At 67.7% G+C, this 25,826-nt stretch carries 25 protein-coding genes, 1 rRNA gene and 1 pseudogene; 7 read left to right on the top strand and 20 right to left on the bottom strand.

What is annotated here, in order from left to right; all coding sequences use genetic code 11:
* Positions 1–35: 35 nt before the first annotated feature.
* Positions 36–617, top strand: coding sequence for a TerD family protein (locus ABZS43_RS33390; protein WP_355039989.1), 582 nt, complete (start codon positions 36–38; stop codon positions 615–617).
* 22 nt (positions 618–639) lie between these two features.
* Here the strand turns inward: ABZS43_RS33390 and ABZS43_RS33385 are convergent, their stop codons facing one another.
* The 4 genes from ABZS43_RS33385 to ABZS43_RS33370 form a co-directional block, all read right to left on the bottom strand.
* On the bottom strand, positions 640–2,262 hold the full coding sequence (locus ABZS43_RS33385) for a protein kinase (protein WP_355039988.1): 1,623 nt from the start codon (positions 2,260–2,262) through the stop codon (positions 640–642).
* A 162-nt stretch (positions 2,263–2,424) separates the two neighbouring features.
* Positions 2,425–4,173 carry a penicillin-binding transpeptidase domain-containing protein gene (locus ABZS43_RS33380; RefSeq protein ID WP_355039987.1) on the bottom strand — a complete coding sequence of 583 codons (1,749 nt, stop codon included), beginning with the start codon at positions 4,171–4,173 and terminating at the stop codon, positions 2,425–2,427.
* Between the two features lie 68 nt (positions 4,174–4,241).
* Positions 4,242–5,099 carry an arylamine N-acetyltransferase gene (locus tag ABZS43_RS33375; RefSeq protein ID WP_355039986.1) on the bottom strand — a complete coding sequence of 286 codons (858 nt, stop codon included), beginning with the start codon at positions 5,097–5,099 and terminating at the stop codon, positions 4,242–4,244.
* A 94-nt stretch (positions 5,100–5,193) separates the two neighbouring features.
* Positions 5,194–6,195: a prolyl oligopeptidase family serine peptidase gene (locus tag ABZS43_RS33370; protein ID WP_355039985.1), complete on the bottom strand. Its 1,002-nt coding sequence runs from the start codon at positions 6,193–6,195 to the stop codon at positions 5,194–5,196.
* Between the two features lie 181 nt (positions 6,196–6,376).
* On the opposite strand from ABZS43_RS33370, the gene ABZS43_RS33365 reads away from it, so the two are divergent.
* The 3 genes and pseudogenes from ABZS43_RS33365 (at position 6,377) to ABZS43_RS33355 (ending at position 8,113) form a co-directional block, all read left to right on the top strand.
* The gene (locus ABZS43_RS33365; protein ID WP_355039984.1) at positions 6,377–6,871 is read left to right on the top strand and encodes a tellurite resistance TerB family protein; all 495 of its coding nucleotides are present in this window, start codon (positions 6,377–6,379) and stop codon (positions 6,869–6,871) included.
* 65 nt (positions 6,872–6,936) lie between these two features.
* Positions 6,937–7,194, top strand: a pseudogene (locus tag ABZS43_RS33360) (crosslink repair DNA glycosylase YcaQ family protein); the annotation flags it as partial.
* Positions 7,195–7,300: 106 nt separating this feature from the next.
* Positions 7,301–8,113: a winged helix DNA-binding domain-containing protein gene (locus tag ABZS43_RS33355; protein ID WP_355039983.1), complete on the top strand. Its 813-nt coding sequence runs from the start codon at positions 7,301–7,303 to the stop codon at positions 8,111–8,113.
* Between the two features lie 21 nt (positions 8,114–8,134).
* Here the strand turns inward: ABZS43_RS33355 and nadC are convergent, their stop codons facing one another.
* From nadC to nadA, 3 genes are all read right to left on the bottom strand, one after another.
* Positions 8,135–8,995, bottom strand: coding sequence for a carboxylating nicotinate-nucleotide diphosphorylase (nadC, locus tag ABZS43_RS33350; protein ID WP_355039982.1), 861 nt, complete (start codon positions 8,993–8,995; stop codon positions 8,135–8,137).
* Positions 8,996–9,110: 115 nt separating this feature from the next.
* On the bottom strand, positions 9,111–10,862 hold the full coding sequence (locus ABZS43_RS33345; RefSeq protein ID WP_355039998.1) for an L-aspartate oxidase: 1,752 nt from the start codon (positions 10,860–10,862) through the stop codon (positions 9,111–9,113).
* A gap of 71 nt (positions 10,863–10,933) precedes the next feature.
* Positions 10,934–11,977 carry a quinolinate synthase NadA gene (gene nadA, locus ABZS43_RS33340; RefSeq protein WP_355039981.1) on the bottom strand — a complete coding sequence of 348 codons (1,044 nt, stop codon included), beginning with the start codon at positions 11,975–11,977 and terminating at the stop codon, positions 10,934–10,936.
* Between the two features lie 76 nt (positions 11,978–12,053).
* On the opposite strand from nadA, the gene ABZS43_RS33335 reads away from it, so the two are divergent.
* A complete protein-coding gene (locus ABZS43_RS33335; RefSeq protein ID WP_355039980.1) occupies positions 12,054–12,812 on the top strand; it encodes an NUDIX domain-containing protein in 759 nt (252 codons plus the stop codon).
* 78 nt (positions 12,813–12,890) lie between these two features.
* Here the strand turns inward: ABZS43_RS33335 and ABZS43_RS33330 are convergent, their stop codons facing one another.
* From ABZS43_RS33330 to bioB, 4 genes are all read right to left on the bottom strand, one after another.
* Positions 12,891–13,076: a hypothetical protein gene (locus ABZS43_RS33330; protein WP_355039979.1), complete on the bottom strand. Its 186-nt coding sequence runs from the start codon at positions 13,074–13,076 to the stop codon at positions 12,891–12,893.
* A 146-nt stretch (positions 13,077–13,222) separates the two neighbouring features.
* Positions 13,223–13,915 (bottom strand): DUF2567 domain-containing protein, encoded by a 693-nt coding sequence (locus ABZS43_RS33325; RefSeq protein ID WP_355039978.1) that lies wholly within the window; start codon positions 13,913–13,915, stop codon positions 13,223–13,225.
* Entirely contained in the window at positions 13,915–14,142 is a 228-nt protein-coding gene (locus ABZS43_RS33320; protein WP_355039977.1) for a hypothetical protein, read from the bottom strand. The genes ABZS43_RS33325 and ABZS43_RS33320 overlap by 1 nt, the downstream gene beginning before the upstream one ends.
* A 9-nt stretch (positions 14,143–14,151) precedes the next feature.
* Positions 14,152–15,165, bottom strand: a complete 1,014-nt coding sequence (gene bioB, locus ABZS43_RS33315) for a biotin synthase BioB (RefSeq protein WP_355039976.1) — start codon at positions 15,163–15,165, stop codon at positions 14,152–14,154.
* A gap of 108 nt (positions 15,166–15,273) precedes the next feature.
* Here bioB and ABZS43_RS33310 point away from each other — a divergent pair, with 108 nt between their 5' ends.
* On the top strand, positions 15,274–15,858 hold the full coding sequence (locus ABZS43_RS33310; RefSeq protein WP_355039975.1) for a TetR/AcrR family transcriptional regulator C-terminal domain-containing protein: 585 nt from the start codon (positions 15,274–15,276) through the stop codon (positions 15,856–15,858).
* A 61-nt stretch (positions 15,859–15,919) separates the two neighbouring features.
* On the opposite strand, the gene ABZS43_RS33305 is transcribed toward ABZS43_RS33310, so the two are convergent.
* Positions 15,920–16,546, bottom strand: a complete 627-nt coding sequence (locus ABZS43_RS33305; protein WP_355039974.1) for a TetR/AcrR family transcriptional regulator — start codon at positions 16,544–16,546, stop codon at positions 15,920–15,922.
* Between the two features lie 278 nt (positions 16,547–16,824).
* Between ABZS43_RS33305 and ABZS43_RS33300 the strand changes: the two genes are divergently transcribed.
* Positions 16,825–18,108 (top strand): oxygenase MpaB family protein, encoded by a 1,284-nt coding sequence (locus ABZS43_RS33300; RefSeq protein ID WP_355039973.1) that lies wholly within the window; start codon positions 16,825–16,827, stop codon positions 18,106–18,108.
* Positions 18,109–18,136: 28 nt separating this feature from the next.
* On the opposite strand, the gene ABZS43_RS33295 is transcribed toward ABZS43_RS33300, so the two are convergent.
* The 8 genes from ABZS43_RS33295 to rrf form a co-directional block, all read right to left on the bottom strand.
* A complete protein-coding gene (locus ABZS43_RS33295; protein ID WP_355039972.1) occupies positions 18,137–19,366 on the bottom strand; it encodes an MFS transporter in 1,230 nt (409 codons plus the stop codon).
* A 73-nt stretch (positions 19,367–19,439) separates the two neighbouring features.
* Positions 19,440–20,789, bottom strand: coding sequence for an LLM class flavin-dependent oxidoreductase (locus ABZS43_RS33290; protein ID WP_355039971.1), 1,350 nt, complete (start codon positions 20,787–20,789; stop codon positions 19,440–19,442).
* The gene (locus ABZS43_RS33285) at positions 20,786–21,559 is read right to left on the bottom strand and encodes an ABC transporter ATP-binding protein (RefSeq protein ID WP_355039970.1); all 774 of its coding nucleotides are present in this window, start codon (positions 21,557–21,559) and stop codon (positions 20,786–20,788) included. The genes ABZS43_RS33290 and ABZS43_RS33285 overlap by 4 nt, the downstream gene beginning before the upstream one ends.
* On the bottom strand, positions 21,535–22,401 hold the full coding sequence (locus ABZS43_RS33280) for an ABC transporter permease (protein ID WP_355039997.1): 867 nt from the start codon (positions 22,399–22,401) through the stop codon (positions 21,535–21,537). Before ABZS43_RS33280 ends, ABZS43_RS33285 begins: the two co-directional genes overlap by 25 nt.
* Before the next feature lie 5 nt (positions 22,402–22,406).
* Positions 22,407–23,501: an ABC transporter substrate-binding protein gene (locus ABZS43_RS33275; protein ID WP_355039969.1), complete on the bottom strand. Its 1,095-nt coding sequence runs from the start codon at positions 23,499–23,501 to the stop codon at positions 22,407–22,409.
* 113 nt (positions 23,502–23,614) lie between these two features.
* A complete protein-coding gene (locus tag ABZS43_RS33270; protein ID WP_355039996.1) occupies positions 23,615–24,781 on the bottom strand; it encodes an alpha/beta fold hydrolase in 1,167 nt (388 codons plus the stop codon).
* A gap of 211 nt (positions 24,782–24,992) precedes the next feature.
* Complete coding sequence (locus ABZS43_RS33265) at positions 24,993–25,463, bottom strand: SRPBCC family protein (protein WP_355039968.1); 471 nt, start codon at positions 25,461–25,463, stop codon at positions 24,993–24,995.
* Positions 25,464–25,556: 93 nt separating this feature from the next.
* Positions 25,557–25,673: ribosomal RNA gene (gene rrf / locus ABZS43_RS33260) — 5S ribosomal RNA — on the bottom strand.
* Positions 25,674–25,826: the final 153 nt, after the last annotated feature.

Here is a 25,826-nt window from a genome sequence, read left to right as displayed (position 1 = left end):
ACACGGCAATTCGGCAGCGCCGGTATTCTGATGCCATGATCACGCTCAAGAAAGAAGACGGCGCCGCGGATCTCGCCGGCATCACCAAACTGAGTGTCGGGGTGAGCTGGGATCCGTCGGCGGGTACCAGCGGTGGCGCGCTCGGGTGGGCGCGCCGGAAAAAGGGTGTCGACCTCGACCTGATCGCGATACTGATGCAGGGCGCGGAGCCGGTCCGGTTCGCGGGTCTCGACTCGCTCGATCCGCTCGGCAACGGCTCTGTCCTGCACTCCGGCGACGAGCAGACCGGCGCGGCCTCCGGCGACGACGAGACCGTCACCGTCACCTTCGCGGACGTACCCGGCGGCATCGACGCCATCATCTTCGTCGCGGCCGCCTTCAAGAAGGGCAGCTCGTTCGAGAAGGCGAACAACATCTCGTTCAAGGTCTACGACGCCACCGGCGGCAACAGCCAGCAGGTCGCCGATATCTGGCCGTCGCTGCTCGGCAACGAGAACGCCAACGCGGTCGCGCGCGCCTTCCGCAACGGCCCCGTCTGGCAACTCGAGGTGCTGAACCGCAAGGGCAAGATCAAGCAGGGCGACAAGCAGGCGCTGTTGCGTTTCGCGATGGCGTGATCGGATCTGCCCGACCGCCGCGCTAGGCCACGGTCGGGCGGGTCTCGCTGTCGATCAGCAGTCTGCCGCTGCCACCGCTGACGACGTGCAGCATCATCGAGGTCGTCTGTCCGTCCACGGTCAGTTGCGCAAGCCGCATATCGAGCGAACCGTCGGTGTAGGCGCCGCGGTTGGCGCCGTTGATATCGGCGAAGGTATCGATGGTGCGCGAACCCCAATACTGGCGGAACGCCTGTTCGCTGCCGTACTGCTTCTGCGCGGCCGGGGTCAGCAACGACCAGGATCCGCCCGGATTGCTGTAGAAGTCGACGATCAGCTCACCCGCCGGACCCAATTCCACCGTTCCCACGCTCGGAGTCTTACCGAGTTGCGGGGCCGCGGTCTGGGTCGTCGCGCTGGCCGAGGGTGTGGTCACCGAGGGCGGGGCGGCCTGCGGCCCGGGGGTATTCGAACCGGACTGGCTCATCGCACCGATCACCAGCGCGATGACGGCCACCACCGCGCCGATCGCACCACCGATCAGTACGGCGTTGCGCTTACCGCCGGATTTGCGTGACGCCTGCGGTCGCGGCTGGGCCTGGGTCCGCGGATGGGCGGCGGTATTCGGATGTGTACCACCGCGCGTCGGGTGCGGCGCGGGTCTGTTGTGCCACTCGTTGGGCTGGTGCGGCGCCGGGGCGACGGGAGCGGAACGCAGCGCGCGGGTCGCCGCTTCCTGCTGTCCCATCTGCCTGCGCGCGAAAGCCTCACTGGCCGGGACGAATCCGGCGTGCGCCGGTGCGGATCCGGAATCCGCCAGCGCGGCGAGCTGCTCGCGGGCCACCCGCATGGTCGGCCGGTTCTCGGGGTCCGGACTGAGCAGTTGCAGCAGGAAATCGGTCGCGGCGCCCGCGTTTCGCGGTTCGCTCACCTGACCGTTGGCCGCGGCGTAGAGCACCGCGAGCGGATTGGCGCTCGCGCCGTAGGGCGGTTCGCCCTCGAGTGCGTGGAAGAGCGTGGCGCCCAAGGCGAAGACGTCGGCGGCCGGGGTCGGATCCGAGCCGCGAGCCACCTCGGGGGCGAGGTAGGCGGCGGTGCCGCAGATCAGGCCGGTTTCGGTGAGCGTGACGTCACCGGTCGCGCGCGAGATGCCGAAGTCGGTGATCTTCACGGTGCCGTTGTCGTCGAGCAGGATATTGCCCGGCTTCACGTCGCGGTGCACGATGCCCGCCTGATGCGCCGAGATCAGCGCCGAAGCCACCTGCTCGCCGATCCGCGCGACCTGCGTCAACGGCAGGGTGCCCTGGGCGGACAGCACCGCGGCCAGGCTCTTGGACTTCATGAACTCCATCACCAGGCACGGATCGCCGTCGTGCTCGGTGATGTCGAAGACCACGATCGCGTTCGGATGCTGGAACCTGGCCGCGTTCCTGGCCTCGCGGATCGCGCGCTGACGCACGACATCGCGTTCGGCCTCGGGCAGGCTCGGCTGGATATGGATCTGCTTGACCGCCACCGAGCGCTGCAACCGTTCGTCGACGGCACGCCAAACCACGCCTGTGCCGCCGCTACCAATCCGCTCGACCAGGCGGTAATGCTCCGCGATCAACTGACCGGTATCGATGGCGCCTACTCCGAACCTTCTCGAAATCGTGACATCCCGCATATTGACCGCGTACGCGGCCCGCCGACGAGTGTAGCTGGCTTACGGGCCGAGCCATGCGTCAGCACGGAGATATTTCGGGCCGCCTCCGGAGCGACCCGTCGCACGCGGTGACGACACTGTGTGTTTACTTCCCCAGCGGGTCTCGCGCGATGTTCGGCAACGCTAGCGCGGCGCGCGCAACATGCGTCCGGCGGCCTCCACCGCGGGCCCGGAATTGCCAGCGTCGCCGACGAAAACGGCGAACGCGAGATCACCGTCGATACCGACGAACCAGCCGTGCGCGCGGGTGTTGTCGCCGTACTCGGCGGTCCCCGTCTTGCCGAGCAATCCAGGGATATCGCCCAGCTGGGTGGCGGTGCCGGCGGTGACCGTCTCGCGCATCATCGTCTCGAGCTGATCGGCGGTGCCCGCGGGCAGCGGCTGCGGTGTTCGATCGGCGACGCCCGGCTGCCCGGCGATCAACACCGGTGCGGGAACAGATCCGTGCGCGATGGAGGCGGCGACGAGCGCCATACCGAACGGTGACGCTGTCACCTGTCCTTGCCCGATACTCGACTCGACCCGCTGGGCCGGGATCTCGGCGGCGGGCACCTTCCCCGTCACCGTGGTCAGGCCGGGGGTGAGGTAGTCGATGCCGAGACCGAGTTGCGCGGCCGCCGTCGTCAACGCGTTCGGCGGCAGTCCCACTCCGAGCGCGGCCATCGTGGTGTTACACGACCGGGCGAACGCCGTGTGCAACGCGACCGGACCGAGATCGAAATTGTCGTCGTTGGGAATGCGGCGACCTTCGATATCGGCGACACCGGGGCAGGGCAGCACGGTGTCGGGAGTGACGGCTCCCGCCTGCAACGCGGCCGACACCGTCACCGTCTTGAAGGTCGACCCCGGCGGATACAGGCCGGTGAGCGCGATCGGCCCCGCCGCGTCGGCCGCGGCGTTCTGTGCCATAGCGACCACATTGCCCGTGGAGGGTTGCAGCGCCACGATCGCGGCGGGTTGCGCGATCGAGGCGAGCGCGGCCTCGGCATTGCGCTGCAATCCGAGATCGAGGGTGGTCCGGATATCGGGGGTCGGTCGCGGATCCTGGCCTGCGACGCGCTCGGCCCCATCGGGGTTCACGGTGCGCACCGACCACCCCGTCGCCACCTCGGCGGCGGACTGCCACACGTCGGCCAGCCCCGACAGCGTCGGCGAGGACAACGCCTTGTCGGTGGTCAGCAACCTGGTCTGCGGGGCGAGGGTGACTCCGGGGATGGCGGCGAGGGTGGCCGCGATCGGCTCGATATCGCTCGCGCGCAGGGTGATCGCGGTGATCGGCGCACCCTCGGCGGCGGCGAGATCGGCCTGCAGCGATTGCGCGGTGAGGCCCGGCGCGAGCGGTGACAGCACCGGTGCGACGGCGGCGAGATCGGCGCCGGGCGCGATATTCACCAGCGTCACCACCTGCTGGGTCATCAATTCGCCCCCGGCGGCATCCAGAATCCGAGCCGGAGCCGGAGCGACCGGGGTGTATCGGAGCGGACCCATCGTCAGTCCCGGCGCGATCGTCGCCGGATCCCAGTGGATCTTCCAGCCGTCGTCTTCGTCAGCGGTTCCCGCCGTGGTGTAACTCCACTGCCCGGCCCCGCCCTTGCCGAGTTTCCAGGTCGCGGCCAGCGTGAAGTCATCTCCTTCCGTCGAACGGACCTCGAACTTCACGTCCTTGCCGAGACCTTCGTAGAGCTGGTCGATGGCGGCGGTAGCGGCAGCGGGGTCGTCGGTCAGTGCGGCGGCCCCGGCGACATCGACGCGGGTGAGAGCGTCGGCGAAATCCGCAGCGACGGTCTGTGGCTGGTCGGGGCCGGAACCGCAGCCGACCAGGACCAGCGCGGGTGCGGCGAACAGGGCGAAAAGCTTCCGTTGGGTACGCACCCCGCCGACTGTATCCGGATCGTCGGCTCCCGCAGGTCAGCCCGGAACGCGCGATTCCCGCCGGTCCGTCAGCGGGCGGGCCCGATCCGTTCCACCAGCGACGCCGCGTCCGCCGCATCGAGGTCGATATCGAAGATCTCGGACAGGATTTTCGGCAGTTCGGCGGATTCGAGTTCGCGGGTGTCACCGGAACCGTCCGGGTACTCGGTGATCAGGGTCGCGCCGTCGATGACGTAGTGCACGTCCGGGTGGAAGCGCTGCACGAAGGGGCGCGTGGTGAACGGCGAACGCGGTGAGGTCGAGACGAAATGATTGCCGACCTCGTAATCGATGCGGTACTGCGGATCGGTGGTGAAGGTGTATCGCTCGATCCAGCCGTCACGACCGAATTGGTGCAGCGCCCACAGATCCGCGCCGAGCTCGCCGACCCGCCGTTCCAGCCGGAACCGCCACCGCCCCAGCGCGAATTCCCCTGCGCTTTCGGTCAATTCGTAGGGCTCGAGCGGCCCCGCGCCGAATCCGACGTCGACCATCCAGATCCGATCGTCCTCGCCGGTCGTGACCCGTAACAGCGCGTGGGTGGCGGGCCGCAACCCCTCGGTCGCCCCCATGGTGACCCGCCCACTCAGCCCCGTCACACCGAAACCGAGCCGTTCCAGGACTGCCGCGAACACCCCGACGTTCTCGTAGCAGTACCCGCCGCGACGCCGCCGGATCAACTTGTCCTGCAGAGTCTCGAGATCGAGCGCGATACCGCGCCCGAGGATGATCTCGAGATTCTCGAACGGGATCGTCGTGGTGTGCAGGTGCACCAGCCTGCGCAATGTCCGCGTCGTCGGCGCGCGCTCACCGTCGAAACCGATCCTGGTCAGGTAGGCGTCCAGGTCGAGGACCGCCCCGTTCCACCGGTATGCCGGGTCCGTCATCGTTACCTCCTCGCGGGCGTTCGCCCATCCGCCATCGCACAACCACGCGGCGCACGGAACTGTTCCGGATCCGCGGCGGATAAGGGAGGCGAGTTCAGGCCGCGCATTTCGCGCCGGGCGGTGCGGCGGGGGCGCTGACGGCGCCGCGCGCGACGTCGACGACATAGTCGCGATCGGGACCGTCGACGGGTTCGAGGCCGAGCAACAGACGTTCCACCACGCAGCCGCCTTCGAAGAACGCCGGGCCGACGCTGTGATCTCCCGGCACGATCGCGCCGCTCAGATCGCGGCCAGTGACCACCGTGTACATCGACGTCGGCTTACCGGCGGCGAGCAGGCCCGCGCGCATCTCGATACTGGTCACGTAGGGGACCACATCGTCGGCGATGCCGTGGACGATGAACGCGCGCCGCAACTCCATACGCCCGGCCAGCAGCGCGGGCGAACGGTCCAGGTAGGCCCGCGGGCAGACGATCGGTGTGCAACCGCCCGCGTCCCGTTCGATCTGGGCGGGCAGATCCGGATCGACGAGGCCCCCGGCGGCCCACATCGTGAAATCGTCGCCGGGACCGTAGTTGTCCACCCAGTAGTCGAACAGTCCGCGTGGCGCGTACGCGGCGGCCAACCCGCTCATGATGCCGCCCTGGCTCCAACCCCACAGCACCGTGCGTTCGATCCCGGGGTGCTCGTCCCGGTACCACTGGGTGGCGGCGACGATATCGCGCCTGCCCGCCCGCAGATTCCAGTCACCGGCTCGCCAGACACTGGCGTCGCTGCGCAGATCCATAGCGAGGAAGGGGGTTTCGACGCGACGCGCGATCGAGATGATGTACTCGGAATAGTCGGCGGACGAACCCCCGTGCCCGTGCACCGCGACCGCCAACTGCCGGGGCGGCAGGTCGCCGGGGGCGCACCGGTAGGGCTCGAATACCCGGCCGGTCGCGTCCTCGCCGTCCACCGTCACGGTCACCGGGCGCACCGCGACGCGGATCTCGCAATTCGGGTCCGCCGCGGCGGGCGATGTCACGACGCCGACGGCCACGAGAGTTCCCCACAGCACACAGCACACGGCCAGCAATCCACGTCCAGGCCTCATCACTGCATGATCCCATGCGAGCACACCGAATCCGGTCTGCTCGAGGGGATTAACACCGATCGAATTCCGGTCGATAATCGAATCGCGCGGGCCGGACATCCTTCTGCTAGCGTGCCGATGTCGATTCGGAGTCTCGACCGCGTTTGCGCCGGTCCGGATTCTCTTTCCGGGGAGCAGATCAATGGCCTTCTTGAACAAGCTCGTGTCCAACGCACACACCTTCGGCCGCCTGATGGATGTGGTGGACAAGGCACCGCAGTGGCGCAAGCAGTTGCTGAGCAAGAAGAACGAACTGCGCGGCGGGGCCTTCCGCGACGCGGCGATGGGTATGTGCGCGCTGGTCGCGGCGGCCGACGGTTCGATCGACCCGAACGAGCGGATGCGGGTGGCCGGCCTCGTCGGCACCGAGCCCGCGCTGTCGAATTTCCCCGCCGACGAATTGCGACAGTTGTTCGAGGACAACTGCAATCGGCTCGTCGCCGATCCCGCTTTCGGACGCGCCCACGTCCTCCAGCAGATCGGCAAGGTGGCAGGTAAGTCGACCGAGGCAGAGGCGGTCGTGCAGATCGGCATCCTGATCGGCAACGCGGACGGCGATTTCGACCAGGCCGAGGTCGCCGCCGTGCGCGAGGCGTGCCAGGCGCTGCGGTTGGATCCGCGCCAATTCGGGCTCTGACCAGCGCTTCACGTCGTCCGATTCGATTACCGCCACCTGTCGGACCGCCCCGCTAGTATTCGCCTATGCGTTCGATCGATGCCGCCGAACGGCGGGCCAGGCTGGCTGTCCGGCACCGTCTCGCGACCGGTTCGCGCAGCGACGATGTGACCGAGGTGGCGCGCTCGCTGGTGGTGCTGCACGCCACCGACCCCGCGACCGTCTATCTCTCGGTCTGCGCGCGCAGTAACACCGCCACCCCCGCCCATGTCGAGAAGGCGCTGTACGACGACCGCACGCTGCTGCGGATGCTCGCGATGCGGCGCACCATGTTCGTCGCGCCCATCGAATTGGTTCCCGCGCTGCAGGCATCGTGCGCGGACGCGCTCGCGATCAAACTGCGACGCACCTACGGCCGGTACCTCGAACAGGAAGGCGTGATCGACGGCGATGTGTCGATGTGGCTCGCCGGTCGAGGCGGAGACGCACGCGGCGCTACTCGCCCGTGGTGTGGCGACGGGGGCGCAGCTGAGCAAGGATGTGCCGCGACTGCGCACCCAGGTGAATCCCGCGCCGGACAAGTCCTATTCACGTCCGACGAATATCACCACCTGGGTGCTGGTCGCGCTCGGCTGCGAGGGGCGCATCGTGCGCGGAAGGCCGAACGGCAGCTGGACGAGCAGCCAATACAGTTGGGTGCCCGTCGAATCCTGGTTGCCCGGCGGGGTGGCCGCCCTATCCGTGGAGCAGGCGCGCGCCGAACTGGTGGGCAAGTGGTTGCACGCCTTCGGGCCCGCGCCCGTCTCCGATATCAAATGGTGGACCGGCTGGACACTCGGCGAAGTTCGGGCAACCCTGGCCGGGCTCGACGTGATCGAGGTCGACCTCGACGGCGCCGTCGGCGTATTGCTCGCCGAGGACACCGAACCCGTCGCCGCGCCGGAACCCTGGGCCGCCCTGCTGCCCGCGCTCGACCCGACCCCCATGGGGTGGCAGTCGCGCGGCTGGTACCTCGGCCCGCACGGACCCGTCCTGTTCGACCGCAACGGAAATATCGGCCCGACTATATGGTGCGACGGCCGTATCGTCGGCGGATGGGTGCAGCGCAAGGACGGCGAGATCGTCTACCGCCTGGTGGAGGATGTCGGGTCCGAGTACGTGGCCATGATCGAACGGGAGGTCGCGAAAATCGCCGAATGGTTCGGTGACGTTCGTGTGATCCCGCGCTTCAGAACTCCGTTGGAACGTGAGTTGACCACGTAATGGCGCTGTCGCTGCTCGTCCCTACATGTCCAAGCCGAGATCGAGGACACGTACCGAATGGGTGAGCGCGCCGACGGCGAGGTAGTCGACGCCGGTGCGCGCGTAATCGGCGGCGACCTCGACGGTCAACCCGCCCGAGGATTCGAGTTCGGTATCCGGGGCGACGGCGTTGCGGCGCTGCACGGCGGCCTGGGTCTGCCACAGCGGGAAGTTGTCCAGCAGAACGAGTTCCACGCCCTCGGCCAGGACGGCATCCAACTGTTCCAGGCTGTCGACCTCGACCTCGCAGGCGATATCGGGAGCCAGCTCGCGGACCGCGCGCAGCGCTTCGACCACCGAACCGGCGGCCACGACATGGTTGTCCTTGATGAGGGCGGCATCGCCGAGCCCCATCCGATGGTTCACACCGCCGCCGACCCGCACCGCGTATTTCTGGAGGGCGCGCAGACCCGGCAGCGTTTTGCGGCTGTCGCGGATCTTGCAGTGGGTGCCCGCGACTTCGTCCACCCACGCGGCGGTGGCGCTGGCGATTCCGGAGAGGTGACAGACGAGATTGAGCATCGTGCGCTCGGCGGTGAGCAGTTGGCGAGTCGGCGCGACGATGCCGAGGACACAGTCGCCCGGCGCCACCCGCGTACCGTCCGCGACCCGATCGGTGATTTCGTAGTTGTCCGCGCCGATCACCTCGTCCAGAACCAGCAACCCGACGTCCAGGCCCGCCACGGTGCCGGACTGACGCGACACCATGGACGCCTTCACCACCGCTTCGGCGGGGACGGTCGCCATCGTGGTGACGTCGGGTCCGTAACGCAGATCCTCGTCCAGCGCGGTGCGGATCAGCGCGATGACTTCGTCGCGGTTCAACGCGGCATCGAGGGTCATGGGTGTACTCCTAACGTGTTCTCGCCGGGGCGAGTATGCGGCGACGACGTGTCGGCGAGGCGACCGACCCGGTCGAGCCGAGTGGACGGTCCGGGAACGAGGGCGATCCGCGTACTCATGGCACAGCGATCGACAGTTCCGGCGCATCGGGATCGGCCGCCAAGCGCACCGCCAGCAGCGGACCTTCCGGAGCCCCCGCCATCGGCCGCACATCGGGATGTCCGTCGCTGTCGAGGCGGATCGGAATGCTGTGCCGCAGCGCCGGATCCGAATCCGGATGGTCGGAGCGGGTGTGACAGCCCCTGCTCTCGGTGCGTGCCGCGGCCGCGAGCAGCATGACGCGCGCCGTCAAGGTGAGCGCCCCGTCCTCGAGGTCGGCGATACGCTGGGCGGCAAGGGTTTCCGGGGCCAGGACGGCGCAATCGCCCGTCGCGGCGCGCACCGATTGCGTGAAACGCGTCGACATACTGCGCAGCACGGCACGCTCGAGTCGCTCGGTCGCCTCGTCGAGTCCGTCCCTGTCCCTGACGACCGACGCGTGCGCCGTCATCACCTGCTGCAATGCCGCACGGGCCACCCTCGGCATGGTGCGGGTCCTGATCTCGGTCACCTCGGCGGGCGCGTCGCGCCGCTCCGCCACCGCGGCTCCCACTCGTTCACCCACGACGAGGCCCTCGAGCAGGCTGTTGGAGGCCAGCCGATTCGCGCCGTGCAGACCGGTGCGCGCCACCTCCCCCGCGGCATACAGACCGGGAACGCCGGTGCGGCCGTGCGGATCGGTGACAACGCCGCCGCATTGGTAGTGCGCGGCGGGGGCGACCGGGATGAGGTCGACGCGCGGATCGAGCCCCGCCGCCAGGCAGGAGGCGGTGATGGTCGGGAACCGTTGGGCGAAACCGTCGATCGCGCGTCCGTCGAGATAGACGTGATCGGTCCCGAGTTCACGCATGCGGGCCGCGATGGCCCGCGAGACGACATCGCGTGGCGCCAGGTCACCTCGGGGATGTACCCCGGCGGTGACCGAATTGCCCGCGGAATCGACGAGGACCGCGCCCTCGCCCCTGACCGCCTCACTGATCAACGGCCGCCGACCGGTACCGCCGGGGGTGTAGAGCACGGTGGGGTGGAACTGCACGAATTCCAGATCCGCCACCGCCGCCCCCGCCCACAGCGCGAGTGCGATGCCGTCGGCGGTCGCGCCGGACGGGTTGGTGCTCAGCGCGTACAACTGGCCGAGCCCACCGGTGGCGAGCAATACGGCCGGGGTGTGCACGACGCCGAAACCCTGCTCCGACACCGCTATCACTCCGCGCACCCCGGTCGGCCCGGTGACCACCTCGCACGCCGCCGCGCCGAAGAGCACGGGCAGCCCGGCCGCGTTGAGCGCGCGCTGCACCTCCGCGCCGGTCGCGTCACCGCCCGCGTGAATGATCCGGCGGGTGCTGTGCCCGCCCTCGCGGGTGCGCGAGATCTGGCCGTCGCGGCCCAGATCGAAGACCGCGCCGAGATCGGTCAATGCCGCGACGGCGTCCTGGCCGCCGGAGACAATGGATCGCACCGCCTGCACCTCGCACAGTCCCGCGCCCGCCTCCACCGTGTCGCGCACATGTGATTCGATCGAATCCTCTTGCGGTGCGACGACAGCGATACCGCCCTGGGCATACTGCGTCGAGGTATCGGTGGGACCGCCCTTGCTGAGCACCAGCACCCGCGATCCGTGCAGCGACGCCGTCCGCGCCGCTGTCAGACCGGCGACGCCGCCGCCGATCACCACGAGATCGGCGGCGGCTTCCCACTCGATCGATACCGGAGCCGTCATCTCTCCACGCCTCTCGCTCCGAGCCCGCCCGGCCCGGCAGCCGCCGATCGGCGGCCTCGATAGATCACCGTCACGCGCGGGCCCGGAGACCGGCGCGCGTCCTGCGCCCCGAAGGGCTGTCACTCGCCCCCGCCGGGATTGCCGATCTCGATCATCCGCTGGACCGAATTCCGGCCCCGCGCCGCGGTTTCCGGGTCGACGTGCACCTCGTCGGCGCCCTCGGTCAGGCAGCGCAGCAGTGCGGCCGGGGTGATCATCTTCATGTACTTGCAGGAGGCGCGATCGTTGACGGCCTGGAAGTCGATGCCGGGAGCCGCCTTACGCAACTGATGCAGCATGCCGACCTCGGTGGCGACGAGCACTTGGCTCGAGGTGGACGCCTTGGCCGCGTCGATCATGCCGCCGGTGGACAGGATGTGCACCCGGTCGGCCGGGAACGCGCCCTCACCCGCCAGATACAACGCCGAGGTGGCGCAACCGCATTCGGGGTGCACGAACAGTTCGGCATCCGGGTGGCTGCGCGCCTGCTCGGTGAGTTCGTCACCGTTGATACCCGCGTGCACGTGGCATTCCCCGGCCCAGATCTGCATATTCTCGCGCCCGGTGACCCGCTTGACGTGCGCGCCGAGGAATTGGTCCGGCAGGAACAGCACCTCGCGGTCGGCGTCGATGGAGGCGACGACGTCGACCGCGTTCGACGACGTGCAGCAGATATCGGTCAGCGCCTTCACCTCGGCGGTGGTGTTCACGTAGGACACGACGACGGCGTTCGGGAATTCGGCTTTCCAGGCGCGCAGTTCGTCGGCGGTGATCGAATCCGCCAGCGAGCAGCCCGCGCGCTGATCCGGGATGAGGACGGTCTTGTCCGGGCTCAGGATCTTGGCCGTCTCGGCCATGAAGTGCACGCCGCAGAACACGATGGTGTCCTCGGCGGCCTCGGCCGCGATTCGGGACAGCGCCAGCGAGTCACCGACGTGATCGGCCACGTCCTGGATCTCGGGCAGCTGGTAGTTGTGCGCGAGAATGGTCGCGTTGCGCTCGCGCGCCAGCCGCTTGACCTCCTGCGCCCACTGCGGCGTCGCGTCGACACCGGAGAATCCTGACGGGCCGTCGACGACCTGTTCCATCAGCGTAGGCGCGAGCTGCGCACCCATAGTCGCCATGATGGCTCCCTTCCTCGTGCGGGGGCTGCTTCGCCGATTCGCACCAAAACCAGGTTTTCGACTTACAATCGAAAACATGGCCCATAGTAGCACCATCCATGAAACGCTCACCGCGGTGTTCCAGGTTCGTCGATTCTCGACGGACATCACCGCAGGCAGCGGCGTTGTCGAGCCGATGGAAACCGGATTCGACCCGTGCGGGCCCGGTCGGCGAACCGAACTCGCCGTGCTGCTGTGGGAGCGCGCACTCGCCCCCCAGAAGGACACCTGGTCACTACCCGGTGGCAGACTCCGCGACGACGAGGATCTCGACGTTTCGGCCCGCCGCCAACTCGCCGAGAAGGTCGATGTGCGCGAATTGGCCCACCTCGAGCAACTCGCGGTTTTCAGCGCCCCCGAGCGGGTGCCAGCGCCGCGTCGTATCGCCTCCGCCTACCTCGGGCTCGTCCCCCTCACCGCCGACCCAAAACTCCCCGACGACACCACCTGGCATCCGGTGTCGGCGCTGCCGACCATGTCCTTCGATCACGGCACCGTCGTCGAACACGCGCGAACCAGGCTGGCCGCCAAACTCTCCTACACCAATATCGCCTTCGCCCTTGCCCCTCCGGTCTTCACCATGTCGACCCTGCGCGGGATCTATTGCGCCGCACTCGGATACGACGTCGACACCACCAACCTCCAGCGCGTCCTGTCCCGGCGCAAGGTCATCACCCCCACCGGAGCCACCGCGGCCCCCGGCCGCGCGGGCGGTCGCCCCGCCGCCCTCTACCGTTTCACCGACTCCGGGATCCGGGTCACAGACGAATTCGCCGCACTCCGGCCGCCCACGTGAAATACGGTGCGATGTAGTGCCATTCGTCGACCGACGAGTCGGCGGCTGCCATCGAACCCACCCGATTCGGTTCCCGCCTCAGGAATCCAGCGACCGCTTACTGTGTTTGACGCCGCGCCGATACTTGCGCATATTGCGGACCGGCTGCGCGGCGCTACTGCGCCGCAGCGCGTGACGCCGACGCCACGCGGCGAGATCCGGGCGCTCGTCGACGGGATTCGCCACCGTACCCGGGTCGAGCACGGTGCGCGTCTGTACCTTCATCTGTGAGACCCCCTTCGCCACGATCGGCGCTCCCACCGTAACCGCCGCTCGTAGCGCACTTCCACCGATTTTCTCCCCATGCCGCCCGGCAGTCGGTTCGACCGACGAGAACAGCGCCCCTCCACCGCGTGGCGTCGGCGTCGGCGTCAGCGTGCGGGACGACTCTGCGGCACCGGCCCGGCCGGATCGTACCCACCGTGGGCCCCATTCGCGGCGGGGCTGTAGGGGCTGTAGGGGCTGGCCGCATCGGCCTTGGTATTCGACGGGTAGGGCTGTGTCGATCGCGTCGATCGCGTCGATCGCGTCGCGCCGAAGGCGCCGTCGACACCGGTGCCGAGATCCTCGGAGGGATTGAGCGCCACCGTGAACATCAGCACCAGCGAGGCGATCAGCGGCTGCACGATCAGCGCGAGCCAACTACCCAACTCGGGGGCGATCGCGATGATCTGTCCCACCGGCGGATCCTCCGGCCTCGCGTGATGCCATTCGGCCACCGCCTCGCCGAGGACCCGCATCGCGAACGCGCCGATGAACGATCCGGCCAGCAATCCGATCGCCAGGATGGGACCGCGCGCCGACCGCAGCCGCCACGCGCCCGCCGCGCACAGCAAACCAACCACCGCACCGATGCATACGAAAATCGCGAGCGCGTCGAACTGGTGCGCGCTCTCCCCCGTCAGCACCACCCCGCGCCCGGCTTCGGTGACGAACAGCTGTTCGACGGGCGCGAGATACCCCCACACCGCACCGCCGACAACACTCGCGAGCACCACGCCCGCGACGATCAGCAGACCCGCGCCCACTTCGCGTCGCAGGCCGCCGGGATTCACCGCCGCCACTACCGGTATTCCAGACTCGCCGAGTCGATGACGCCGTGGCGAGAGCATTTCGCCCACCAGCCGTCGGGGTTCACCTGCACGATCATGCGTCGGCCGCATCGCTCACAGAATCGCGGCGGCTCCAGGCCCATCGCCGCGGCCGTGGGGACCACGTCATCGACCCCGGGCACTATCCGCTTACCGGTGAACGGGTTGTAGCGCTCGTCCATATCCATGACATTACTCATGGTCGCGGTTCAGAGCGTTTCGTTGAGCGCCTTGATCGGCATCTTCAGCTCGCCGAGCAGATCCAGGTCGGCTTCGGCGGGGCGGCCGAGCGTGGTCAGGTAGTTGCCGACGATGACGGCGTTGATACCACCGAGAATGCCCTGTTTCGCGCCGAGGTCGCCGAGGGTGATCTCCCGGCCGCCCGCGAAACGCAACATGGTGCGCGGCAGCGCGAGACGGAAGGCCGCGACAGCGCGCAGCGCGTCGGCCGCGGGCAGTACCTCGAGATCACCGAAGGGGGTGCCCGGGCGCGGGTTGAGGAAGTTCAACGGCACCTCGTCGGGTTCGAGCACCGCCAGATTCGCCGCGAATTCCGCACGCTGCTCCAATGTTTCGCCCATGCCGAGAATGCCGCCGCAGCAGACCTCCATCCCGGCCGCGCGCACCATGCGCAGGGTGTCCCAGCGCTCTTCCCAGGTGTGGGTGGTGACCACATTCGGGAAGTACGACTTCGACGTCTCCAGGTTGTGGTTGTAGCGATGCACACCCATGGCGGCGAGTTGATCGACCTGCTCCTGGGTGAGCATGCCGAGCGAGCAGGCGACCTGGATGTCGACCTCGTTGCGGATGGCTTCGACACCGGCCGCGACCTGCGCCATCAGTCGCTCGTCCGGGCCGCGCACGGCGGCGACGATGCAGAATTCGGTGGCGCCGGTCTTCGCGGTCTGCTTGGCGGCCTCGACCAGGCTGGGGATATCGAGCCAGGCCGCGCGGACCGGCGACTGGAAAAGGCCCGACTGCGAGCAGAAATGGCAGTCCTCGGGGCAACCGCCGGTCTTGAGCGAGATGATGCCCTCGACCTCGACCTCCGGCCCGCACCACTGCATGCGGACCTCGTGCGCGAGGGCGAGCAATTCCTCCAGCCGATCGTCGCCGAGGCGCAGCACCTCCAGCGTCTGTTCCTGGTTCAGGCCCTCGCCGCGCACGAGCACCTGCTCGCGGGCGATGGCAAGAATATCGGTGGTCACGGGTGCCTGGGTCACTGCACGAATCCCTTCGTCCGGCCGAGGTGGCCGTGCAACTTGAACGGTGTTCAGGCTAGGGTAGCGGTAGACGGCGAGTCAAAACACCAACATCGTGGAGGACTTCGGGTGCAACTGCACAGAGCGGACGTGGTCGACGGCGCGATCGCCATCCTCGACCAGTACGGTCTCGCCGATCTGACGATGCGGCGGCTCGCGGGTTCACTTCAGGTCCAGCCCGGGGCGCTGTATTGGCATTTCCCGAATAAGCAGGCGCTGCTCGGCGCGGTCGCCGACAGAATTCTCGCCCCGATGGACGATCCCGTGCGGGCCGAGGAGTGGTCGGCCCAGATCACGGAATTGGCGCACCGATTGCGCGACTGCCTGCTCGCCTACCGCGACGGCGCCGAATTGGTCTCGGCGACATACGCTTCCCGGCTGACAACGAGCAAGGGCCGCGAACGCATGGTGAGCGCCGCCATCCGCGCGGGAATGCCGCGGCCCGAGGCCGAATCCGCGGCGTTCACCCTGCTGTATTACGTCCTCGGTCAGACCGTCGACGAACAGTCCCGCATGCAGATGGATTCCGCGGGCGCGCTCACCGACGACGCCTCACCGCTGGACCAGACACCGGACGCCACCGCACGTTTCGATTTCGGTCTGCAATTATTCGTCGCGGGGGTGCGCCACCTGCTCGGCACTCGGGTGCGGTGAGCGCGGGCCCACCGCTCCGACGACATCGAGAACGGCCGCGGGTATCCGGCTCGGTCGGCCCTCATTTCCCGGTGATGAAATCGAAGGTCGCCCGGATCTGCTCGCTGGTCGGGGTCGGGAGGGTGTCGCGTCCGTGCACGAAACCGATGCCGATGAAGGACAGGATCGCGGCCCGCATCCGCGCCTCGGCCGGGGTGAAGCCCAGTTCGGTCAGGGTCTGCTCCAGCACCGCGAAAATCCGTTGATCGAGCGATTTCACCGCGTCGAACACCTTCGGACTGGTGCGAGCCCAGTCGCGCACCGCGTATTCGACCTTCAAGAGTTCGTCACCGGCGAGGAGTTCGCCCATGCGTTGCAGCCGCTGATCGGGCGGCAACGCCTCGAGACCATGGAGGCCGCGGACACTGTCGTTCTGCGCGGCGCACCAATGATCCGCCGTCGCCTCGAGCAGATGTTCCAGATCATCGAAATGCCAGTAGAAACTGCCCTTGGTGACACCGAGGTGTTCGCACAGCCGGGGAATCGAAATCGCGCCGACACCGTCGGTGAGCAGGACCGACATCGCCGCGTCGACCCAGTCCGCCACCGTGAGCTTGGGTGTCCGCTGTGCGCGCCTGGCCGCGGCCGCGGCTTTTCGCTTCGACACGTCCGAGGCGCTCGCGTGACGTTCCCCGGCCGTGTCCGTCATCGCCACCTTCTCGTCGTCCGAGCGAGTCGGGCCGATGGCGCGCCCGCATCCGGTGGCGCGATATCGGCCCGGCGCGTCCGGCCTGGTGACAGGCCGTTTCGCGTGACTCGGCGTGGTCGAGTCGACTCGATGCGGTCCCCAGATTAGCAGGGCCGCACGGGTGGGAGCGCGAGCCATCCCACTGCACATACTTGAGAGTATGTTGCGCCATACTCTATGGTATGGGAATCCCGGGCACTCCGGAGGCAGCATCCAGTTCTGTTGAAAGCGCGGGTCATATGGATACCTCGGTACCGGTCGGTGCGGGAACGACGGAGGCCGTCGCGGCGCACCCGACGTCGTTCCGATATCGGGAACGGCGAGACAGCCGACCCGTCCGCCGAATCCGCGCGACCCTGCTGAACCTGTTCGGGGCCGATCTCTTCCCCTCCGACGATATCGCCGAGGCGTTCCGCGCCGACCTGTACCGGGGCGATCCGACCGCGGAACGGTTCGTCGCCGAGGTATTCGACGGCGAGACCGGCGCCAAACGTGGCCGCGCGATGCTCGAGGCGGCGCTGCGCGACGGCGTGGACGCGGTTCCCGACGCGCACGACGCGATGCGCGAACTGTTCCGGGAATTCGAGACCGTTCCCGACTGGGTCCGGCCCGACCTGGTGGAAGCGGGCGCGGCGATCTGGCGACGCTGGGGGACCATGCTTTTCGCGATGGCCGGGGCCGAAACCCTCGAAATGTATACCGAGGCGGCCGTCGCGACCCCGCTGTCCCTGGCCGGTGGCTACGCGGGTGATAACGCGCTCAGGAGATTCCTAGAGACGACCCGGTTCTGGATCGACGTCTCCGAACCCGGCGCGATCCTGACCGCGGGCTCGGCGGGCAGGGCCACCGCGCTGAAGGTGCGGATCATGCACGTCTCGGTGCGCAAACGCGTTGCCCAGCACCGGGAATGGGATCCGCAGCGCTGGGGTCTTCCCATCAGCCAGAGCTACATGCTGCTCACCCTGCTGGCGGGAAGCGTCACACCGGCGCTGGGACTGTGGCCGCTCGGTCATTTCACCTCCCCGAGCGAAATTCGCGCGCTGCTGCATTTCCAGCGCTACATGGGGCATCTGCTCGGCGTGCGGGTCGACTGGTATCCCGAGACCATCGGCGACGCCTTGCGCATCCTCGCGATGGTAATGGTGTCGAGATCCAATGACGCCGGCGAGCACGGACGCGAACTGATCGAATCCTATCCAGCGGCCTTCGCGCCCCGCCCCGGACAGCGCGGTCCGCGCAGGCTCAGGCAGCAATACAACTACCGGATGCATTCGGCCTACACCGCGCTGTACATGCTCCCCACCACCCGTCGCGCCTACGACCTTCCCAGCGCGTTCCCCTGGATCCTGTGGCCGCTGGCCCGCACCCCGTTCATCGCCGCCGCCGAACTGACCCGCCGCGCCGTGCCCGGTGTCGCGCGCCTGCACGAGCGCGTCACCAGGGCACATCGCGAGAACTGGTACCGCTCGCAGATGCAGGGCCGCGGCGCGCAATTCGACGCCACCGGCGCGCTGCGCCGCTGACCTTCGCGCTCGATCGCACCCGCCGATGTCAGCGACGCGGCGCCCGTCCCGCGCGCCGGTTCCGCGCGGGACCCGACGCGGGTGCGCCGGGAAACCATCGGTGGATGGTGGCCGCGCCGACCGCCGATGTCAATGCGACGGTGAGCGCGGAGGCGCCCAGCACCGTGATGACACTCACGACCCCCACCGCGATCGGCCCGACGAACGAACCCGCGTCGTGTGTGAGCCGCCAGGCGCCGAGGAATTCCGCTCGGCCGGCTCGCGGCGCGACATCCGCGCCGACCGTCATGATCAGGCCGTTGCTGAGACCGTTGGCCACGCCGAGGACGAGTGCCGCCGCGCCGACGGCGACCGCCGACGAGGTCAGGGGCAGTGCCGCGTACCCGAGCGCGAACAGCGCCATGGCAGGCACGCCGGTCGCGCGTCGCCCGTAGCGATCCAGCCAGATACCCGCCGGATAGGACAGCAGGACATCCGCCGCACCCGCGAGGCCGAAGATCAGACTGGTGGTCGCCGCGTCCACCCCGATATGCGCCGCCCACAACGGCAGCAGTGCGAGACGGGCCGCCCGCGCCGCGCCGACGAGCAGCGCGGCCGAACCCAATGTGCCGAGGACACGGCGGTTCTCGGAGATCACCGCGTGCAGCGGCCCGCCGCCCGCGTCCGAATGGTCGCCGTGGACGGCGGGAATCGCCACCATCGCCGACCCCGAGATCACCGTGGTGACGAGTTGCAGCCACATGGCCCCGTTCGGGCCGACGAAATGCACGGGGATCGCTCCGAGGAACGGCCCGCAGAAGAGCCCGAACCGCGAGGCCCCCGCCAGCAGCGACATCGCGCGACCGCGATCGGCGGGTGGGACCACAGCGACCAGATACGACTGGCGCGCCAGCCCCCACACCGCACTGGACGCGCCGACCAGCAGCATGCCCACCGCGAGCACCGCGACATTCGGCGCGCAGATGGCCGCGGCCACACCCGCCAGGCCGACCGCGGAACCGACCGCGATGGCGCCGCGTTCACCGATACGAGCCACGATCCGCCCGGCGGGCAGATCGGCGAGCACCATGCCGAGCCCGGTGAGCGCGACGATCACGCCCGCCTGGCCCGCCGACGCGCCGAGATCAACAGCCCGCAGCACATACATCGGACCGGCCGCACCGTATCCGATGCTGTAGATCGCCATCGGCACGAACATCGTCGATGCCAGACTGCGCAGCACGGCCGATGTATCGGAGGCGACAGTTCCGCCGATCACCGGCGCACCGCCACGAGCCCACGAGAGTGCGACCGCGCCGGATATCCGGCGCCGGTACAGCCGCCTTCGGCGTTCACCCGGCCAGTGCCGGACGGCGCGCGTACCGGCTCTCGGGACGTGTCAGCCCGAAATGATCGCGCAGCGTGGTGCCCGTGTATTCGGTGCGGAAGATTCCGCGCTCCTGCAGGATCGGCACCACGGTCTGCGCGAATACCTCGAGACCACCCGGGTAGTACGGCGGCATCACATTGAAACCGTCGGCGGCGCCATTGCGGAACCATTCCTCGATGGTATCGGCGACCTGTTCGGGAGTACCGGCGAAGACCCGGTGCCCGCGGGCCCCGGCGAGTCGGTGCAGCAGGCCGCGAACGGTGGGCCGTTCCCGTTGCACGATGCCCGCGACGACCTGTAGACGACTGCGGCCGTTATCGGTGACATCGCCCGCGTCGCTGAACAATTCGAGCGGAACCGCCTCATCGAGCGGCAGATGACGCAGACTCTTGCCCGCGATGGCCTCCAGCTGCTTCAGACCGTAGTCGGGAACGGTGAGTTCGTTGAACTCGCGCTCCAGTTTCTTGGCCTCGGCCTCGGTGTCGGCGATGAACGGGCTGATGCCGGGCAGAATCTTGATCTGGCCGGGATCGCGGCCGAAACCCTTGGCCTGTGCCTTGATATCGGCGTAGAAGGCCTGCGCGTCCTCGAGTCGCTGATGCGCGGTGAAGGTCGCCTCGGCATACCGCCCCGCGAAAGCGCGGCCGTCGTTCGACGCGCCCGCCTGCACCAGGACCGGATGCCCCTGCGGGGTGCGTGGGGCGTTGAAAGGCCCACGCACCTTGAGATATTCGCCGACGAAATCGATCTGATGGATCTTGTCGGGATCGGCGTAGATACCCGCTTGCTTGTCCAGCAGAATCGCGTCGTCTTCCCAGCTGTCCCACAGCGCGACCACCGCGTCGACGAATTCCCTTGCCCTGGCGTAACGCTCGGCGTGCTCGGGATGTTTGTCCAGTCCGAAATTCGCGGCGGCCAGATCGGTGCCCGTGGTGACGATATTCCAGCCCGCGCGCCCGCCGGAGATGTGATCGAGAGTAGAGAACAACCGTGCCAGGTTGTAGGGCTCGTAATAGGTGGTGGACGCGGTGCCGATGAGTCCGAGATGCGTTGTCGCGGTGGCGATCGCGGTGAGCAGCGTGATCGGCTCCAGTCCCGAGCCCGCGTTGTGCTCGACGTTGGTGCGCAGTGCCGGTCCGTCGGCGAAGAAGACGGCGTCCAATTTGGCCGCCTCGGCCGTCCGGCCGATCTCCTGGTAGTAGCTGACGTCATAGATCCGGTCCGGGCGGCTCTGCGGATGCCGCCAGGCCGCTTCGTGATGTCCGGAGGGGTAGATGAAGGCATTCAGGCTGAGCTGACGTAGCTCGGTCATGAGGCGTTTTTCGCTTCCTCGCGAGTATTCGATGAGATGTACGCGGCGTCGACACCGAGGCCGGCCAGCAGGATTTCCCGCAAGCGGGTGAATTCCGGATCGCCGTGACGGCGTGGGCGTTCCAGGTCGATCCGCTGATCGATGATGATCCGCCCCTCGTCCAGAACCAGCACGCGATCGGCCAGCAGGACCGCCTCGTCGACATCGTGGGTGACGAGTAGGACGGCGGGTTTGTGTTTGGCGCACAGCTCCTGGAGCAGCGCGTGCATTTTGATGCGCGTCAAGGCGTCGAGCGCGCCGAAGGGTTCGTCGGCCAGCAACAGCTCCGGTTCCCGAACCAGCGAACGGGCCAGTGCGACACGCTGCTGCTCACCACCGGAAAGCTCCTTGGGCCACGCCCTTTCCCGACCGGCGAGGCCGACCTCGGCCAATGCGGTGCGCCCGCGTTCGGCGGCGTCGGAGCCGCCGAGACCGAGAGTCACGTTGTCCAGCACGCGCAACCAGGGCAGCAGCCGCGAATCCTGGAATACCACGGCGCGTTCGGTGGGCACGGTCAGATCGCCGGAGCCTGGGACGTCGTAGTCGAGTTCGGCCAGCGCGCGCAGCAGCGTGCTCTTACCGGAGCCGCTACGTCCGAGCAGAGCGACGAATTCGCCCCGCGCGATATCGATGTCGATGCCGCGCAACACCACTCGCTCACCGAAACCGCGGTGGAGATTGCGCAACCGCACGATGGCGGCGCCGTTCAATCGCCCAAGGTCTGTCGCCACGACAGCGCCCTCCTCTCCGTCGCGCGCACGGCGATATCACCGATCAGTCCGAGCAGTCCGTAGATCACCAGGCCGACGACGATGACGTCGATCTGGCCGTAGGTGCGGGCCTGGGTCATCAGATAGCCGATCCCGCTGGTGGCGTTGACCTGCTCCACCACGACCAGCGCCAGCCACGCGATGGTGACCGCGAGCCGCAGCCCGGTGAAGAAACCGGGCAGCGACCCAGGCAGCGCCACCCGCCGAATGAAGCCCCACCGCGAAAGACCGACGGTCTGGGCCAGTTCCACATAGCGGGTATCGACACTGCGCAGCTGCGCGTGGGTGTTGATGTAGATCGGAATGGCGACACTGGTGGTGATGACGATGAGCTTCATCTCCTCACCGATGCCGAACCACACGATGAACAGCGGAATCAGCGCCAGCGTCGGAATCGACCGCTTGATCTGGATCGGGCCGTCGACAACGGCCTCGCCGAATCGGCTCAGCCCGGCGATCAGCGCGAGTACCAGGCCGACCACCACACCGATTCCAAGCCCCCAGCCCGCCCGCTGCACCGACGTGAGCAGATTCGACTGGAGCCTGCCGTCCGCGATCAGGTCACCGGCGGTCTCTGCCACCGTCCACGGGGCGGGCAGCGTGTCGGCGTCCAATGATCCGGTGGCCGATCCGATGACCCACGCGGCGATCAGCAGCACCGGGCCGACCGCGATGCCGAACGGGATCGGACGTCCTGGGCCGAGCCGCCTGCCCGCGGGTTTACGTTGCGCCAGTACCTTCGTCGACTCGGCCCTGCCGATACGTGGCAGCCTGGCGAATACGCCTGCGTCGGCGGTCCGTATAGCCATCAGTTCTTCCCTCGCGCGAATGCGGCACCCGTCTGGGACACCGTCTCGGAGATCACCGCGTCGAAGCGCAGGTCGAACCCGTTCGACGCCTTCACCTTCTTGGGCAGTTCACCGGCCGCGTCGATCACGTCGATGGTGGACTGCTGCTGGTCGACCAACGCCTGATCCACATGCGGGAAGGTGTAGGTGCCCAGCGACTCGACGATCCGCTTGGCATCCTCGGGACTGACCTTCTGGTTGTCCACGTAATACTTCTGCGCCCATTCCGCCGGATGGGTGTTCACCCACTGGTAGGCACGCACATAGGCGGCGACGAGCGCACGCGTCGCGGCGGCGCGCGCCGGGTCCCGCACCACCGCGCGGCGGGCGTAGAGGTAGGCGAGCCCACTGTAGATACCCGTCGTCTCGGAATCCGGGATCAACGACGCGCCCTGCGTGCGCAGCAGACGGGTCACATTCGGCTCGATCAGCGGCGCGACATCGACCTGTCCGGTCCGCACCGCGTCGAGGAATTCGGCCAGCTGCAACCGAACGAGCTGCACATCACTGGTTTTCAGATCCGCCTTGTCCAGTGCGCGCAGCACGGCGGCCTGCTGGGCGGTGCCCTCGGCGTAGGCGATCTTCTTACCCTTCAGATCCGCGAGACGGGTGATCGAACGTCCGGGCGCCACCGCGAGTTTCAATGCGCTCGACGCGGTCTGGTAAGACGCGATGATCGGCACGTCCTGGCCCGCGATCAGTGCGTGGATCGGGGGGACGTCACCGACCGGCGCCACGTCGGCGGCCTCGGCGCGGAACGCCTCGAGGATCGCGGGCCCGCCGACGAAATTGGCAAATTTCACTGTGAACGGCAACTTGTCCAGTTCGCCGGATAGCCGCAGCGCGCTCTGGAGCCGCTCGGACTGGTCGGCGATGGTCAGTGTGGTGCCCGCGGGGACTTCGGTCGGCAGCGGGGCGTCGGCATTGCTGGTACCAACCGGCTCGTCATTGCTCGCGCAACCGGTCAATCCCAGGCTCGCAACAGTCGCCACGGCGAGCAACGCGGCAGTAGTGCGGCCACGGAGGCCGGAGAACATCGTGCTTGGTCGATACATGCCGGTGATTCAAACAATTCCAGCCCCGCGTGCATACGGTTTGGTTTCCCCTGATTTGAACTCTGCTCAGCACGGCCACTTCCCGCTCTGATCTGTCATGCCGCCAAACACGATCACCGCGGCGCGGCCGAGGTGTTCGCGGCCCTGGCCTGCGCCTGATAACGCTGCACGAACGGCAGCACCTGGTCGGTGATCACCCTGTCGTATTCCCGTGGTCGCTGCCTCGGATTCGCGTGACCGGTGTTGCGTGGAAAAGCCACGAGCAACGTGCCATCCACTCCCCCCACTTGCTCGACGAGCACCCGATGCGAATATTCGACGTCGACGACGCCGTCCGCCGCCGGGGCACGCGGGCGCAGGAAAACGATGGCGGGGCGGGGTTTTCCGTCGACCGGCTCCGACATCGCGCGCAGATCGTCGACCGCGCCGCCCGCGACGATCGCCAGGAACTGCGCCTCGATCAGACCGTTACTCGCCGCGTCGGGCGAATAGATCTTCTCGCGCAACACCTCGCCGAGGACCGAGCGCAAATCGCCGAACCGCAGACCGGGCAGGCCATAGGCGTACCCGTCGACGAATTGGTCACGGCGAGCATAGGTTTCGACCAGCACTCGCAAGCTGCGGCTCTCGCGCGCGCCGGGCAGCCACCCCATCCAGCGCACCATATCCTCACCGCGGCCACGGCTTTCCGGTCGAACCGCATTGAGGTCCATCGGCGTGCAATCGAGCAGCACCGCCACCAACCGTCGATCGCTGTGGGTGTGAATATGCTTGGCCACCTCGAGCGCGATCACCCCGCCCATACTGTGCCCGACCAGGATCACGTTCTTCAGGCCCGACATCAGGGCCGCACGGGTGATCAGATCGGCGATGACTTTGGTGTCGATACCGCGATTGTCGTATTTGATCGCCCACACCACACCCATCCGGCTCAACGACGGGAGCGCGGCAGCGGTATCGCTGGCATTGAGCCCACCCAATCCGACCAGATCGACGACAACAGTGTCCCAGTTCCGACTATCGGCGGGCGTGGCGATGGGCAGTACCGCCGGTTCGGTGCGTGCCAGGCGCGCGCGTTCCGGAGCCACGTCGTTCGCCCAGTACTGCGCGAAGACGACGAGCCCCGCGATGAGCAGTGCGGCCAACCGCAGCAGCATCACCCTGGTGCGGCGCAACGTCTCCCAGTCGTGCCCGAGGCGGGTTGCCCGGAGCCGAGCCTTCCGTCGCGCATCATCCCAGTCCGCGATGCTGGACGGGTGCCGATCGTCCAACGGCGACATCACTCCACTGTGCCTCCATTCGCTCCCGGCCGCCGCCCCGAGAGCCACCCATCCTTCGCCTGGGCGCGTCCCTCGGGGTGCGCGCGGCCGTGTGGACCACAACATCGGCGGCGATACCCAGCTCGCGCCCGCTCAATCAGATCGCCGGGTGGATGCGATGCCGTCACGAACGGTGGCGCGCCAAGTCACACACCTCGACGGACCAGCTCGACTACCCGGTCGCCACGGATTCGGCGAGGTCGGCCAATTTTCCGAGGGAGATGCGCCAGCCGACTTCGTTCTCGTCCGGGGCCACGCCCGGCGGGACACACTCGTGCATGGCCATGAGATCGGTGCCACCCTCGTCCGCGTCGGTCAGCAGGTAGGTGACGGTCATTTCACCGCGGATATCCGGCTTTTCCGTTTCGAATTCGATGACCTCGACAACCTGCTCATCAGGAATAAGGGTCACGAACCGGCCACCGAATGTGTCGGTACGCGCGGTGGTCTTACCGGTGTCGGTCGGCTCGTCATAGGTCAGCGAGATGCGGAAGCCGCCGCCCACCTTCGCGTCGAATTCGTGGACACGGCTTGTCATTCCGGTGGGAACCATCCAGGTCGCGACCGCCTCGGCGTCGATCAACAGCCGATAGACGACCGAACGCGGTGCGTCGATATGTTTGCCGATTCTGGTGGAGGCCACGAAGTCCACGGTAGCCGGTGGATGTCCGTCCGCAAGGGAAGGCCGTGAACGCGAAAAGGCCCCCAGCTGTGCTGGGGGCCTTCCGCAATGATGTTCCGGCGGTGTCCTACTCTCCCACACCCTGTCGAGTGCAGTACCATCGGCGCTGGCAGGCTTAGCTTCCGGGTTCGGAATGGGACCGGGCGTTTCCCTGCCGCTATGGCCGCCGTAACTCTATGAAACTATCCACAACAGCGCTGACAACCCCTACCCGGAACCACAACCCCCAATTTCTTTCACACGGAATCCGTGTTTCCAGGGGTTGCAGACCCGGATACCGGATGCCTGCTGCAGTGTCTGTGTGTTGTTTCAGATACCGCACAG

The organism is Nocardia sp. NPDC005366 (assembly GCF_040606855.1).
GTDB lineage: Bacteria > Actinomycetota > Actinomycetes > Mycobacteriales > Mycobacteriaceae > Nocardia.
The sequence above is the reverse complement of the archived record's forward strand: the minus strand, read 5'-3'. Positions and strand labels throughout refer to the sequence as shown.